Here is a 13,244-nt window from a genome sequence, read left to right on the forward strand (position 1 = left end):
TCCTTAATCCCAGGCCGAAACCGGTGTGGGTGCAACAGGTTTGAGATCCACTTCCGGCAGGACCACCCAGACACCCGCAGGCAATACCGGGCCCCATTCGGCCAGCTCCGGATTGAGCAGCCAGAGCGCCTCCTCGACGATATCGTCACAACGCCCAAGCTCGCGGTACAGCAACAGACTCACCGAATCACCGGCGATACTTCGAACCCTACGCATTGGCGAACTCCGTCAATTCAACCACCCAGCCGACCACCATCGCCGTACCGTCATCAATGATCTCGGTCTGGGTTTCCGTCACCTTGTTGATCTGCCACAAGCCCCAGTTGCGACCGATGCCGTCAACCAACGGCACGGGCACGCGCTGCGCCTGCAAGGCGCGCAACTCATCGAGGCGATCCATGGCGGTCGCGTACATCGACTTGCCGGTGATCGTCAGCCCTTGCAGGCCTTGGCCGACCTGGCTGGACTTGGGTTTGCTGGTGAGGATGTCGATGCTCTTCCAGCCACCGTCCGAGGTGCGTACCAGGCTGTGGTACGCAAAGTTTCTCGACAGACCGAAAATGAAACTGCCAAGTGCCATTTGCTGACGCATCACGTACCTCCGTCGGTCAGGGCCGCGTCACTGCGCATGGCGAGTGAGTCGGGCATGGTCGTCAAGCCGAATTGGCCCGAGAGCTGCTGCACGACCAGGTTGGCCAACTGAGTCGCGCTGGCCTGGTCCTGGCCGTTGATGTAGATGTTTGCGGTCATGGTGTTCTGTTGCGTGGTTGTCTGGGTGCTGGCCAGGTCCTTGCTGACCTGTTCTGGAGCGGCGAGTCTGTCGGCGGGGGCGACGAGCTTCTCACCCAGGGACGCGCCGGCATCGCTCCCCAGCCAGCCGCCCAGCAGTCCGCCAATCAGCCCACCAATGGCAGTGCCGAGCACCGGAACAACACTCCCCAAAGCGGCACCGGCCGCAGACCCCGCAGCAGCGCCTGCCCAGCCGCCACCTGCGGCGCCCAAGCCTGCGCCCATCATTCGTTTGTCGCCGGTAAGGACACCCTCGGCCACATCAGCGACGGCGCCGACTACTTTCAATGGGCCGGGCGCCCTGCGAGTCATCGAGCGTAACGAGGCCGTTGGCCCGAGTGAGAAACGCCTTGCGGCCCCCTGTGAGCCTCGTGTACTGACACGTATTTTCGGCCTGTTCGTGGATTCGGGACGCTGGTTGGCATTGCGTGTATCCAGCTTGTCCCCACGAGGATTTCTGAAATCGTCGGAGATCACCTCACCCAATCGGCCGGGAAGGTGCGGAGCGACCCTGCCCAACACCCGCTTGGCCACCTGATTGGACATCTCATCCCCTACAGCCTTGAGCAACGCGCCCACCAGCGGTTTGATAGCTGCGCCAATCAATACGATGGCTGCGGCGGCTTTAGGTGAGGACTCAGCCAACTCACTCATGCCATCGGCCAGCGAACCCAGCCACTGGAACGAGGTATCCGCCGAGGGCATCAGGGCATTTCCCGTGGCCACCGACAAACGCTCGCTGCGGGCGTTGAGGACGTTCAGCTGGCCCTGCCGGGTGTTCGACAGGGCCAACGCGTCCTGCCGCACCGAACCGTTGTTACCCAGTTGCGATGTAGCGTATTGGCCTGGGTCTTTCACCTGCCAGAACGCCGCGTTCACATCGTCGAGTTTCTGCGACATGCGCAGTACCGCCGCATCCCCAGTGCCAAACAGCGAAGAGGCCAGGGTCGAGCGTTTTTCGGCCGGCTGCGCGTTCAAGGCCGCCAGGACCGACATCACTGTCCCCGGCGCGGCATTCTTGTCACGCAAGCCGCTCGCTACCTCTTTGGGATCAAGCCCCAGTTGCTTCCAGGCCGCTTGCTCGGTCGCGGAGGCCTGATCGCCCTTGCCTAAAGCGGTCGTGAAGTGGTCGAGCGCCACACCCGCTTCAGCTTGTTGCGCGCCGGTATTGAGAAGTGCCGCCGTCAGTGCCGCAGCTTGGGCAGGCTGCAGGCCCGCCGAGGTCGCGGCCGCACCGTCACGCTGCAGCACTGTGCCGATCTCACTCGCTTTCGCACCACCGGGAATCTTGCTCAGGTGGTTGGTTGCATCCGCCAGATCAAATGCTTTCTCTGCGCTGAGCTTCATGGAAGTGCGCCAGCCGAGCACCATTTCAGCGGCTTCTATGGCCGGCATTTTGAACGTCGATGCTGTGACGCCCGCATCACTGGCGAAGCGCAACAGTGCCAATTGCCGGTCCGAGGCATTGGGCAGGTCGCTGCCGATTCCCGCCCTGGCCGCCAGACTTTCCATCCTCACTAACTCAACCGCCGTGGTCCCGCCGGCCGCCACCAATGGCGCACTGGCGATACGCTGGGTTGGTTCTGCCATCTCTGCAATCTGGCGAGGCGTGAGTTGGCCGGCCTGCTTCAGATCGGCCACGGCCGAATCCATCGCTATCGCGGGTTTGAGCAGCACCGGTGGTTCGATGCCGCCACCCGACTTACCCTTTGACTCATTGGCCGACTCGCCCTTGGCGCCAGCGCCCATCGTTTGAGAAAACAATCGTTGCGCCGAAAGCTTCACGGTCAGCGACTCGATCGCCGTGGTCAGCAGGCCGAGCTTGAGCCCGAGTGTTTCCAGCGCCAGATCGAGGCTCGCCAGTTGATCCCTGGCAAACGCGCCTTGTGCCGACACGCCACTGGTGAGGCTGGTATTGCCGAACGCCAACCCACTGTCATTGAAGGCTGCGTATTTGAGCGAATATCTATCGTCCGCCATCCCGCTCTACTCCTGTTTCACGCCAAGGCGAGTGATCGCGATGTCGTAGCGGCGCAAGGCCTTGCCGGCGTCCCATTCCAGGATTTCCGCCTCACTTACCGAGTAAATGAGCGGCACCACATCGAGGATCACTTCGATGTCGCGCTCCGAAAGAAGTCCGCCGGTTTGTTTAAAAAATCGTCGATGCGCACCTGAAGTTGTGTCCAGTCGGGCACGGTCAGCAGGTCCAGATCGGGAATCATCAGGCCGGTGCAATGGGCCGTGATGAACTCGGCGCGCTCCTTGGCCGTCTTCAGTTTTTTCATCGCCTTGGTCGCACGCAGCACCGGCATTTCCAGGGTCAGCGCGGTCAGGCTGCGGCCCGCGACGTCGAGCGGTTGCAGCAGTTGCACCTGGTCGGGATCGGCCTGTGGGTCATCCAGAAAGTACGACGCCGGACGCGTGGACATTTCGTGCACGTACTGGGCAATGCTCACGTAGTCCGGGCGCTTGAGCTGATCGAGTTCCTTGACCGACAGGCCGGTGGCCAGTTTGGCCAGCTCGAAGAACTGGTCGTCTTCATCATCACCAGCGCGGGCCAGGGCTTCTTTCTGCGCGGCGTAGAACAGTGGTTTGAGTGGGAGCTGCTCGATCTGCGAGCCGTCGTCACCGGTGATCGGCGACAACAGCTCATGGGTAGGAGGCATCCAGGACATGAAATCGGTTCCTTGGTGAATCAGAGGACATCCTGTGGGAGCGAGCTTGCTCGCTCCCACAGGGATTGCATCTAGCCGGCCGGTAAGGGCTTAGGGCAACAACACCGCACGGCGCGCATCACCGAGAATGTCGACACCGTTGAGCACGAACTTCTGGGTGCGCACGTCGATGTCGATCACCGGAACGCCGTTTTCCAGGCGGTTGTAGGTGCGGCAGGACAGCTCCAGGTTGGTCTTGGGCTTCTCGGTCATTTTCAGCGGAGTTTCCTCGAGGGACTTCAACTTGCCGCCCACCGTGTGGTAGGTAAACCAGGTGTTGCCGTCCTGATCCTGGCCGGCTTCACGCACGTTCAGCAGAATGTCGTCGCCCACGCTCACGCCCAGCGCCAGCATGACTTCCGGACCGAGACCTTGCAGCGTCAGCTTGGCCGTCAGCACCTTGCCGCCCTTGGCCATTTCCTCGCCAATGAAACGGCCGCCGCGCATCTCTTCCATGTCGAATTCGATCTTCGGCGGGGTGAACTCTTCTACGGTCGCCGACAACGGCAGGCCTTGCAGGGTGGCCGCGATGGCCTGTCTTACGCGGTTGGTAAACATTAGAGAACGTCCTCCAGGAACTGCTCGATGATTTCATCGCGGGCATTGAGTTGATAAATCATGTGTTCGTTCGGCGCGTAGCGGCCGTAGTCGATGACCACGTACCAGGTGCCGTTCTTGTACTTCTCGACGCTGTTCAATTCCGGATGCAGGTACACGCTGCCGCCAGGGATGGTTTCGTCGGCGACCAGGGTCTGCAGCCAGTCGTTGATGCGCTTGACCTCCTGGTCCATGAACGACTTGGTCAGGTTCTTGGCCATGGCCTTCTGGCCGGCCTTCACCAGCTTGCGGCTGATGGCATCTTCGAGGCCGACGTAGCTGATGAACTTGCCGGTGATGGAACGGTTGCCCAGCAGCGAGAAGCCGCCGAGGATGGTCCGGGCGTAGTAGCTGACGCCGTAACGGTTGAGCAGATCGCCTTCGGTGGAGGTGTCGAGAATGTTGTATTCGACGGTACGCGAGACGTCTTCGGCGTAGGTGACCTGGTTGCCCGGGCTCTCCCATTGCTTGACCTTGGCGAGGGCGGCGATGGCCAGGCTCGACGGGGCCAGGAAGACGTTTTTCTTCGCGGCCTTGGAGTACACCGCCGGCATGTTGTGTACCACCAGGCAACGGTCGAAACCGAGGTCCGCGCCGCCCAGTTCCTGGCTGTAGGTCACTTGATCAGCGACCGCGGCGTCCTTGCCATCGAGCACCACACGGGCCTTGATGCGCTTGCCGAACGAGGCGAACTCGCTGGCCACCGCCTTGGTGCCGGTGAAGCCCGGCGCGCCGATGATGGTCAGGTCTTCAGCGACCCCACTCAACGCCGCCAGGCCGAGTTTGCGACCGGTCTGCGCTTCGATACCGCCGATCACGTTGTTCTGCGTATCGGCCAGCGTGGCGCCCTCTTCGACGATGACGACGTAGACCGGCACCTTGACCACTTTGAGGATCTGGTAGACCGCCTGGAACAGCGTCCCCGCTTCGGCACCGGTTGGGTCCAACTGGGCCTGGGTGGTGAAGCTGTTGATGCGGAACGGGGTGTTTTTCGGGATCAGCAGGTTGGCATTCGGCGCGGTGCCGACCAGCCCGATGACGTTGTCACCCAGGCCACCCATGGCCTCGGGAGATTCGGTGGCATTGACGGTAATGCCGTTGTGCTCGAAGTTCAAAACCTCAGCCATGGTTATTCAGCCTTTTTGGTGGCGGCCTTCAAGGCCTTGGTGGTTGGGGTGGCTTGCGTGTCAGCTGCCGGTTGCTGCGTATCCAGGACGCTGGTCAGCTCGAGACGACCGGCACTGCGCAAGGCACTGGCCTCGACATCCAACAGCTCCAGTTTCTGGCCGGCGCTCGACCAGTGGCCGCCACCGGTAGGAAATGGCAGCAGCACGGTGTATTGCTTACGAATGGGCATCTACGGTCTCTCCAGATGCGAAAAACACAAAAGCCCCATGGCGGGGCTTGGTGCGGGCGAAAAAAAACCGCTCTCGCGGTCGTGGTCTACTTGATGAAATCTGGCAGTACAGGCCAGAGCAGCCTGGACGGCTCCGCATCCGTTTCGGGGATGTCTCGCAAGGCCTGACGATAAGCCTTGATCTCGACCAGCTGGGCTTCTGTTGCGGGAAAGTCCGCTAATTGGGTGAAGTCCGTGTCTCGCAGCAGTTGGTTGCGGCGTGTGCGAATGGCGGCCCATTCGATTTCACGCGACGGTACGGCGATTGGATTTTCGGGAGTGTCATTGTTGGACAGATCAGACATGTTCATTCCTTAGCTGAAAACAACGGTTTCGGCCAGCGACAACCTGGTGGTCAAATCCCCAAGATTGAATAACCGACCATTGCCCACGCGCATGGTGTCAATGCGCACGGTGGTGTAATAAACGTTGGGAATCAGAATTCGCATGACGATATTGCCGTTTGTGTCGGCATAGACAGCAGGAGTCATATTCCCAAAGGTCGAGACGCTTTGCAGAACCCGAGTGGGCTGATAGCAATACCCCACCAACGTTTCGTCGATTATTTTGGCTGTGCCGTAGCTGTAGCCCTTGATGTTGAACCAGAACATCTCCGAATGAACATTGATGTTAAGCGGCACTTTGAAATGCATGTACACATTTGCACTGGCACCCAGGTTGGTGGAAACAAAATCACCCTGTGCCGTTGCGCCATAGACGCCGCCAGTCCCGTAGACGTGTCCCTGCAAAACGTTGCGACGAATCGTGCCCAGGGCGCTTGGGTCCCCTTCCACATCCTTCAGGCTTCGCCACTCATTGAACTGGGTCAAAGCCGTGGCCATGGTCGTGTTGATACTGCCGATCTTTCCATTGACCACCGTGGTCAAGTTGTTGGCCGCCGATACCAGCGACGCGATAGTGGTTTCCAGACTCACATTCAGGTTCCTTGTACTATTTGATTATTTGGCTTCGAGCGCCATCACTCGAAACATCAGGCCCACGTGCCGCGCCATGTTGTCGATATTGGCGGTAGCCAACGTGGCGATTTCTTCACTCAATAGGATGTTCAGGTTGTCGGCCCCCACCACCACCGTGACGCTTTGCGCCGGCAACGGTGATATATCCAGCGTGAACTTTTGCAATACTCGCGCTGCAGCGGCTTTGTAGGTCAGCAGCTTTCCAGTCACCGAATACACCGCCAACAGCGTGCCGGTGGAAAGATAGAAACCGAACTCGCCAATTTCATATTCATCCGGCCCCTCAAACAGAGCGGCCATTCTCAGTTGCCCTGGATCCAGATCTTCGTAATCCACGATTGGCACACGCTGTCGCTCATTGCGAAGCGCCGTTTCCGACCCATTGGGATCGTAGCGGGCGGTGCCGGCACCGATGTGAGTGATCTCACCTTTCAAGCCTTGGTTCTTTGCCTGCAACACTTCGGCCAGGCCGGCGGAAGTGAAGCGAACCAAGCGCGTAATGTCTTCTGTCATGGCTGCGCCCTGAGGTCGTAATCGTTAATGGTGTAGCGCTGGGAAATCCCAATACCGGGAAGTCGCGCAGCGAGTTCAAGTAGCGGCAATGCCCCGCACAAAGACAGCTCACCGTCGCTGATTGGTCCATGCATCGCTGCCGTCGCTGCCAGGCCGCCACTCGTTTGATGCACCAGGGTGATGGTGGCTTGATCGCGCTCGCTCTTTGCCGCATTGATCCGCTGAATCAAGCGGTTGTGATCGCCGCTGGACCAGTCCTGGCCAATGATCGCCTGTACATCAAAGGTGTAGGGGTGAGCACGAGGTTGCTGCTCGTACCAAGCGGTGACGTGAGGCGTGAACCCCAATGATTCAACGGCGTGATTCAAGGCTTGACGGGTGCCCGCCTGACGCTGGATTTGCCAGGACAAAGAAACGGTCAGGCGTTTTTCCAGGTCACTGGCTCCCGCATTCCACTCACTGACCCCACGATCCGCCGCGAGATACGGCAGGAACGCCAAGGGCGTGGTCGCCGGGTTCATCAGCTCGGGAAACGGCGGATCGATGCGTTCGAGCAACCGTGCGAAACCGAGATCAAGCGCCCTTTCCAGCGGCGAACTGTTGACCGGCAGCAGGCTCGGGCGAGGCGTGTCGTCACTCATAACGTATCCACCTCGACTTCGATGCCCGTGCAGTACGGGGCTTGAAAAGCCGTCGTCACAATCGGCGCAAGCGGTTCGAGAATCTGCAGTTGAACCGCGCCCGCGCTGTGCAGCGTGTAGTCGATCCAGCTGGGGTCCACCCGCCCTTCCAGGCGATGACACGCCTCGGCATACGCCTGCAACTGCTGTTCGGCGGCAACCTGGGTCAACCCTGAATCCGGGCCGGCATTGATCTTCGCCACGACGCGGATTTTGTAAGGTTTGATCTGCGCGGCCTGGACGATGACCAGGTCCGTTTCCGGGCGTACATCCGGCCGGGCGAAATGCTGGCGAACACCGTCGAGCAGTTCCTCGGCGGGCGTGCCGTCGCCGTCACGGGACAGCACCGTGACCGTGACTTCGCCCGGCGCGGTGCGGCGTCCGTTGCCATCCTTGACCTGCGCCGCATGACCATCCGGGTCGAAGGTGTAGGTGACTGTCACCACGCCCGCCGAACCGTTTTCCACCTTCACCGCTGGACGTTCGCCCAGGGTAAAAATCTCCCGCCGATACTGCATGCGCGATCCGGCCGCCGGGGCATGGGGCGCCAGGTAGTAGCGCAACCGCGCATCGTCATCGCTCTCGTAGACCGGGGGGATGGGCGGGAACGCCACCGGGTCGCCCGGATCGAGCAACTGACGCTCAAGGCCCATGTCCGCGAGGCGAGCGTCGAGGTTGGTGCCCGTGGCCCACCACGCCAACATCTGCTTGATGCGGGCGTTGTATTTACGCTCGTGGGTTTGCAGCCGGACACAGAACGCCTCAAGGGCCAGGGTCAGCAGTTCGCTTTCGTTTTCGAGGCTGTCCACCAGCTTCGCCGCGCTTGCCGGAGAGCGTGCGCCGACGTACTCGACCACGAAGGTCTTGAACTCTGCGAGCAAGTCCTCGAACGCTTCGACAGTGACGATGGCCGGTTCGGCCAATTGGTTCTGGCCGGGTATCAACATGCTCATGTCACCACCTCGAAAGTCTGTTTGCGGTTTTTCCAGGTGCCTGCGAAACGCAACAGCAACCCGGCCCCCTGTCGGCTGGCGACAATGACCTGCGGCTCGAAATCATCGATGCCGTTGTCCGGGTTGTAGAACGCTTGGGCCGCGTGGCTCTGGGCAAGGATCAGCAGGTCATCACCGAGGTTCTGCCCCAGCAACTGCGTGAGTGCGCAGCCATACAACGGGCGCTTCTGGCGAGCGCCCAACGGCGTGGTCAATGCACGGGTGGCGCGCTGCACGAACTGCAGCCAGTCGTCGACCATGGCGCCGGTGTTTCGATCGATTCCAATCATGAGGAAATCTCTTATGCGGTACTGATGACGCGTCCCTGGTGATCCACTACCGGGCCGCTCAAGTGCACACCGGAGGCGTCGAGCCGAATGCCGACGGCGCCGACTTGCAATTCGATGGCCTCGGGTGTCATCGCCAGCCGCGACAGGCCAATGTTCAACTGCAGGGCTTCGCGAGAACCGCTGAACGTCGCCGGGCCGTTTTGCCAGTGCAGGACATGGCTGGCGTGGTCGTAGCCGTTTTCCGTACCGTCCTGATAGAGGCGCCGCGTCAGCGAGGCCTGGGTCGAGACGGGCGGGAACTGACCGCCGTTGAGGCCGAACAACGCCACCGCCTGTCCGCCGCTCTCGCCGCCGCCATGATTCAGCAACAGGCATTGCTCACCCACGGACGGAATCCGCGACTCGCTCTGGGCCCCGGCGCTCGGGTTGAAAAAGCGGATCGCCGGGGTCAGCAGTCCGCCATGGCTGACCTTGCAGGTGTTGCTGGCCGCGTCGACTTCCTGGCAAACGCCGATGCGGCAGAAACTCTCCGCCCGCCGGTGCATGTCTTCCAGCTCGGTTTCCATCTGCGCCAGACGCTCGATGATCGGCCCCAGATGCATCCGTAACAGCGCATCAAACATGGGTCAGCCCTCGAGAGCGGTGTATTGGTCCGGGTCGTCGATGTTCGACACTTCCCAGGTGCGGGCAAACTTCGGGATGCCCAGCGGGTCTTCCAACAGCGTCGGGCCCAAGTACAGGGTTTGGTTGAAGGAAAGGGTCCAGGCGGTGTACGCCCGCGCCGGGTTAATGAACGTGGATGGCAGGCCATCGAGCTCCGTGGGCAGGTCGCATTGATCGCCCGATAGCCCCCAGCGGTTATCCATGACCAGGTGTTTCAGCTCCCCGGCCAGATCGCAGGCATCCCATCCTGGAATGGCCATGACCACTTGCAAGGAAACCGTCAGGACATGGGCGATACGCCCGTCATTGGCGCGGTTACCGGGCGCATCACGCTCAAGGGCAATCAGCACCCAGGGTTGATCGTCGGTGCCATCGAAATCCTGGGGGCTGCCGACTTTCAAGGCGGGATAAATGGCGCGCAGCGTCTGGGCAATGGCCGAGCACAACTGCGACGGTTTTTCGATAAGGGCAGGCATTGATCGCCTCCGTTGGTATGAATCAGCGCTGTCGCTTCACTGCTGGTCGGGAGGAACGTCCCGCGGAGGGACTTCGCAAACGCCGAGCCGCTTGGCGACCCAGCGCTCGTAAAGACCGATCGCCACATCGGCGCCAGCCATGGCGGTCAGGCAACCCAAGGCGCAGGCGCTCCAGATCGACATGCCGAGGGCGTACAAAAGCATGGTTGCCGATACGCCGCAGACCACGCAGGCACCTGAGCGCAAGGCCAGGCGTCGCAATAACGACCAGCCACGGGCCCCCTCCTTGTCAGCGCGCCACATCTCGCCGGACACCCCGCCCACCAGGGCGAGCACGATGACCAGCCAGATCGGCATGTCCAGCAACGCTTGTTGCTCGTTTGTCATGTCTCGTTTCCTGGGGGTGATTAAGATTGGGCGGGTAAGTTGTTTGAAGTTGAATGAGATGCGGGTCGGTGAAACCCATTAAGTCGCTAGAAACGGCGTTCAAACGTTTGTCAGGCAATTGGGGGCTGACATCACTTTGGCGCAGCGCAGGTCGCGCCTTTGTAAGTCATGGTGTAGGTGTAGTGCCTGTCCCAAGACAGCGGTAGCGCACTGGGTGCGGCCCATTCCGCGTAGTTACCCGACATCGAACCAGCGACAGCTAACTTACCCATGGCAATGGTCGCGAGATTGTTGGCGCTCCCTGCACCCGGCATTGGCACACTCCCATTCCATTGGAGATCGTCCCCGTTCTGGAACCATGCGCCCTTCCAGCCGGCCTGCGAACTCGAGTACCAGGTATTGTCCGCTTTGAAGCAGATCGTTTGGTTGGCATAAAAACCACCGCCCGGAACGTGGTAGTAAGCGAATTGCCAGGAACCGACAGGTGAGGTTTCAGCAAACGCATGGAGGGTCTGGGTAGCCAGGACGGCTGCGATCAGCACGCTGAGCACTTTTTTCATCAGTTTTCTTCCTTTAAACGAGTGGTTTTTTTGAGAACGTCGATACACGTTTTTATCTGGACACCTCCTTACCCTTCACGAGTGAGCGCATGGAAATCTCTTTACTTAATTTGAAGTGCCTCGCGGCACAGGCATTCCAAAAAGCCCGGTTGCCCAGGCTTTTCAGTAATGCGCTTGATCTTTCGGCGCGACTGGCGCGGTACGGATCCATTCAAATTGTTCCTCCGACCGCGGTCCCTGCCCGCCGGATAACTGCTTCTGGTGCTTTACGCTGCACACCCGGGTCAGTTGCCAACCCTCTGAACCGTTAAGGCCGGTTCATCGCTGCCTGTTGGTGGAACTAAAGAGCCTCGTTGCCAGCCGCTTTGTCGAGCGGCTTGGACACAGAATATGCATCGATGCATATACAGTCAATGCGTAAATGCATTTATTTATGCGCGACCAATGCGCAAATGCATGAAACCCTTGGGAACACGGGGGTTGCGGCTTTTCAGGAGGCGAAAAAAAACCCGCACAACGGCGGGTTTTATCTGACAGCGGAGGGGTTAGCGGGCGTACATGCCCCACCAGAAGACGTGTCCGAGGATGACGATTTGCTCGTCCTGCATTTCCTGGAAGGTGTAGTCCTCATCCGGATGCTCATCACGGTTGAAGCTGCGCAGGCGGATGCCAGTGGGCAGGCGATAAAGCTGCTTCACCCGCAATTGGCCGTTGTGATTGATGGCGTAGAGGTCACCGTCGACGATGTCGCCAATCCCACACTTGCCTGCGTTCACCCCAACCGTGGCCCCGTCGCGCAGCACCGGCAACATACTGTTGCCGCGCACCGTCACGCATTTGGCCTGGTCGAACTGCACGCCGTTATGGCGCAGGCTGCGCTTGCCAAAGCGCAGGCTTGAGCGCTCGCTTTCCTCGATGACGAATCTTCCTGATCCAGCAGCCAATTCAACCTCGCGCAGAAAAGGGACCGACACTTCGTCTTCTTCGACGGGTGTTTCGTCGTCCCACAGGCTTATGTCCTTGAGTTCGGAATGCGGCTCATCGCGGCGGGCATTGCCGGCGGGCACAACGTCCGCGCGCCCGCGCAACTGATCGGTACTCACGGCAAAATATTCGGCGATCTTCGAGATGTGTTTATCCGAAGGATCGACGATCTTGCCGCTGAGGATCCGCGAGAGGGTGGACTGAGGCACGCCGGTACGCCGGTGAAGCTCCGTGGGGGAGATCCCGTGCTGATCGAGCAATGCTCTTAATACGGTCGAAACGTTGCGTTTTTGCATAACGCGCATAGTGCTTGTTCTTTTCGCAGAAGACAAATGCTGTTTTGCATAAATATGCAATGTGTAGGAGCTGTCGAGTGCAACGAGGCTGCGATCTTTCCCCAGACACTTGAATCTCAAGCGAAAGATCAAAAGATCGCAGGCTTCGCCAGCTCCTACAAAAGCCAAACTCTCCCGCCCGGGATTTGCCCTACACGTCCCTAAGAAAAGGCTCCAACCCCGTCCTTCAAATGTGCGACGCAAGGCTACGTTTTCTTGCGCCTCTGCCTACAACTACGCCAGAATCCGCCGGCTTGTGCGCCTTGGAGCCCCTCGGTACTTTTGATCCTGTCACTGTCCATCAGTGATCGGGTTTAGTAGCTCGGTATCTCCAAGATGTACATCGCTCCATCCAGTCAGGTGTTCCTACTCCTGCATTCGATGGTAGCTGTGCGCAGGGCGCCTTCGGGTGCGCCGGTTTCTTGGATCCCCGGTCTACTAACCTGCGTACAGCTGCCACCCATTTCGTTTAGTAGCGAATCGGTGATGGCTCCCACTTCGAGGATCCAAGAATCATGAGCAAGCACACTCCAAATCCCCCAACCCCAGACGATCACGTCTCCCGCAGCCAATCGGCCAACGCCAAGAAACTCGACGACGCGGCCACTCGCGCCCTGGACTATTACCTCAAACCCAAAGCCGACAAAGAAACCTCCGACACACCCGACACCCTTTTCATCATCGCCCCCAACATCGACGCCGAATGCCTGCTCGCCAACCTCAGCGAAACCCTGGCCTCGGCAAACGCCATGGTCAGCGACCTGGCATTCGACCTGAAGGGCTCGCGACGGAATATAGCGCTAGGGGTCCAGCAAATGATCGAGCTGAGCCAGTTGCTGGCGAATCGGGCGTTGGATGTGGTTGAGGTGAGGTAGGCATCCATGATGCAAG

19 protein-coding genes are annotated in these 13,244 nt (G+C 59.9%); 1 reads left to right on the forward strand and 18 read right to left on the reverse strand.

Going from position 1 to position 13,244, the window contains the following annotated elements; all coding sequences use genetic code 11:
• Positions 1 to 3 precede the first annotated feature (3 nt).
• The 18 genes from KGA89_RS00735 to KGA89_RS00820 all read right to left on the reverse strand — a co-directional run bounded on the left by KGA89_RS00735 (position 4) and on the right by KGA89_RS00820 (position 12,314).
• Positions 4 to 216 carry a tail protein X gene (locus tag KGA89_RS00735; RefSeq protein ID WP_038857204.1) on the reverse strand — a complete coding sequence of 71 codons (213 nt, stop codon included), beginning with the start codon at positions 214 to 216 and terminating at the stop codon, positions 4 to 6.
• Positions 209 to 592, reverse strand: a complete 384-nt coding sequence (locus KGA89_RS00740; protein ID WP_038857206.1) for a phage tail protein — start codon at positions 590 to 592, stop codon at positions 209 to 211. Before KGA89_RS00740 ends, KGA89_RS00735 begins: the two co-directional genes overlap by 8 nt.
• Positions 592 to 2,769 carry a phage tail tape measure protein gene (locus KGA89_RS00745; RefSeq protein ID WP_223470213.1) on the reverse strand — a complete coding sequence of 726 codons (2,178 nt, stop codon included), beginning with the start codon at positions 2,767 to 2,769 and terminating at the stop codon, positions 592 to 594. The genes KGA89_RS00740 and KGA89_RS00745 overlap by 1 nt, the downstream gene beginning before the upstream one ends.
• A gap of 128 nt (positions 2,770 to 2,897) precedes the next feature.
• The gene (locus tag KGA89_RS00750; protein ID WP_038857209.1) at positions 2,898 to 3,464 is read right to left on the reverse strand and encodes a phage tail assembly protein; all 567 of its coding nucleotides are present in this window, start codon (positions 3,462 to 3,464) and stop codon (positions 2,898 to 2,900) included.
• 90 nt (positions 3,465 to 3,554) lie between these two features.
• Positions 3,555 to 4,061 carry a phage major tail tube protein gene (locus tag KGA89_RS00755; RefSeq protein ID WP_223470215.1) on the reverse strand — a complete coding sequence of 169 codons (507 nt, stop codon included), beginning with the start codon at positions 4,059 to 4,061 and terminating at the stop codon, positions 3,555 to 3,557.
• Positions 4,061 to 5,227, reverse strand: a complete 1,167-nt coding sequence (locus KGA89_RS00760) for a tail protein (protein WP_014336823.1) — start codon at positions 5,225 to 5,227, stop codon at positions 4,061 to 4,063. The genes KGA89_RS00755 and KGA89_RS00760 overlap by 1 nt, the downstream gene beginning before the upstream one ends.
• A gap of 2 nt (positions 5,228 to 5,229) precedes the next feature.
• A complete protein-coding gene (locus tag KGA89_RS00765; protein WP_223470217.1) occupies positions 5,230 to 5,457 on the reverse strand; it encodes a hypothetical protein in 228 nt (75 codons plus the stop codon).
• An 86-nt stretch (positions 5,458 to 5,543) separates the two neighbouring features.
• Positions 5,544 to 5,801, reverse strand: a complete 258-nt coding sequence (locus KGA89_RS00770; RefSeq protein ID WP_223470219.1) for a tail fiber assembly protein — start codon at positions 5,799 to 5,801, stop codon at positions 5,544 to 5,546.
• A 9-nt stretch (positions 5,802 to 5,810) separates the two neighbouring features.
• A complete protein-coding gene (locus KGA89_RS00775) occupies positions 5,811 to 6,431 on the reverse strand; it encodes a hypothetical protein (protein ID WP_223470221.1) in 621 nt (206 codons plus the stop codon).
• Between the two features lie 24 nt (positions 6,432 to 6,455).
• A complete protein-coding gene (locus KGA89_RS00780) occupies positions 6,456 to 6,986 on the reverse strand; it encodes a phage tail protein (RefSeq protein WP_223470222.1) in 531 nt (176 codons plus the stop codon).
• Positions 6,983 to 7,627 (reverse strand): phage tail protein I, encoded by a 645-nt coding sequence (locus tag KGA89_RS00785; protein WP_223470224.1) that lies wholly within the window; start codon positions 7,625 to 7,627, stop codon positions 6,983 to 6,985. The genes KGA89_RS00780 and KGA89_RS00785 overlap by 4 nt, the downstream gene beginning before the upstream one ends.
• The gene (locus tag KGA89_RS00790) at positions 7,624 to 8,619 is read right to left on the reverse strand and encodes a baseplate J/gp47 family protein (RefSeq protein ID WP_027912175.1); all 996 of its coding nucleotides are present in this window, start codon (positions 8,617 to 8,619) and stop codon (positions 7,624 to 7,626) included. The genes KGA89_RS00785 and KGA89_RS00790 overlap by 4 nt, the downstream gene beginning before the upstream one ends.
• The gene (locus KGA89_RS00795; protein ID WP_223470226.1) at positions 8,616 to 8,948 is read right to left on the reverse strand and encodes a phage baseplate protein; all 333 of its coding nucleotides are present in this window, start codon (positions 8,946 to 8,948) and stop codon (positions 8,616 to 8,618) included. Before KGA89_RS00795 ends, KGA89_RS00790 begins: the two co-directional genes overlap by 4 nt.
• Positions 8,949 to 8,959: 11 nt before the next feature.
• A complete protein-coding gene (locus KGA89_RS00800; RefSeq protein ID WP_223470228.1) occupies positions 8,960 to 9,571 on the reverse strand; it encodes a phage baseplate assembly protein V in 612 nt (203 codons plus the stop codon).
• A 3-nt stretch (positions 9,572 to 9,574) separates the two neighbouring features.
• Positions 9,575 to 10,087, reverse strand: coding sequence for a hypothetical protein (locus KGA89_RS00805; protein WP_027912172.1), 513 nt, complete (start codon positions 10,085 to 10,087; stop codon positions 9,575 to 9,577).
• Between the two features lie 36 nt (positions 10,088 to 10,123).
• Entirely contained in the window at positions 10,124 to 10,474 is a 351-nt protein-coding gene (locus KGA89_RS00810; protein WP_003198302.1) for a phage holin family protein, read from the reverse strand.
• 131 nt (positions 10,475 to 10,605) lie between these two features.
• Positions 10,606 to 11,034: a hypothetical protein gene (locus KGA89_RS00815; RefSeq protein WP_027912171.1), complete on the reverse strand. Its 429-nt coding sequence runs from the start codon at positions 11,032 to 11,034 to the stop codon at positions 10,606 to 10,608.
• A gap of 545 nt (positions 11,035 to 11,579) precedes the next feature.
• Complete coding sequence (locus KGA89_RS00820) at positions 11,580 to 12,314, reverse strand: helix-turn-helix transcriptional regulator (protein WP_003198297.1); 735 nt, start codon at positions 12,312 to 12,314, stop codon at positions 11,580 to 11,582.
• 554 nt (positions 12,315 to 12,868) lie between these two features.
• Here KGA89_RS00820 and KGA89_RS00825 point away from each other — a divergent pair.
• Complete coding sequence (locus KGA89_RS00825; RefSeq protein ID WP_223470230.1) at positions 12,869 to 13,228, forward strand: DUF6124 family protein; 360 nt, start codon at positions 12,869 to 12,871, stop codon at positions 13,226 to 13,228.
• Positions 13,229 to 13,244: the final 16 nt, after the last annotated feature.

The organism is Pseudomonas sp. A-RE-22, from assembly GCF_019956035.1.
GTDB classification, from domain to species: domain Bacteria; phylum Pseudomonadota; class Gammaproteobacteria; order Pseudomonadales; family Pseudomonadaceae; genus Aquipseudomonas; species Aquipseudomonas brassicacearum.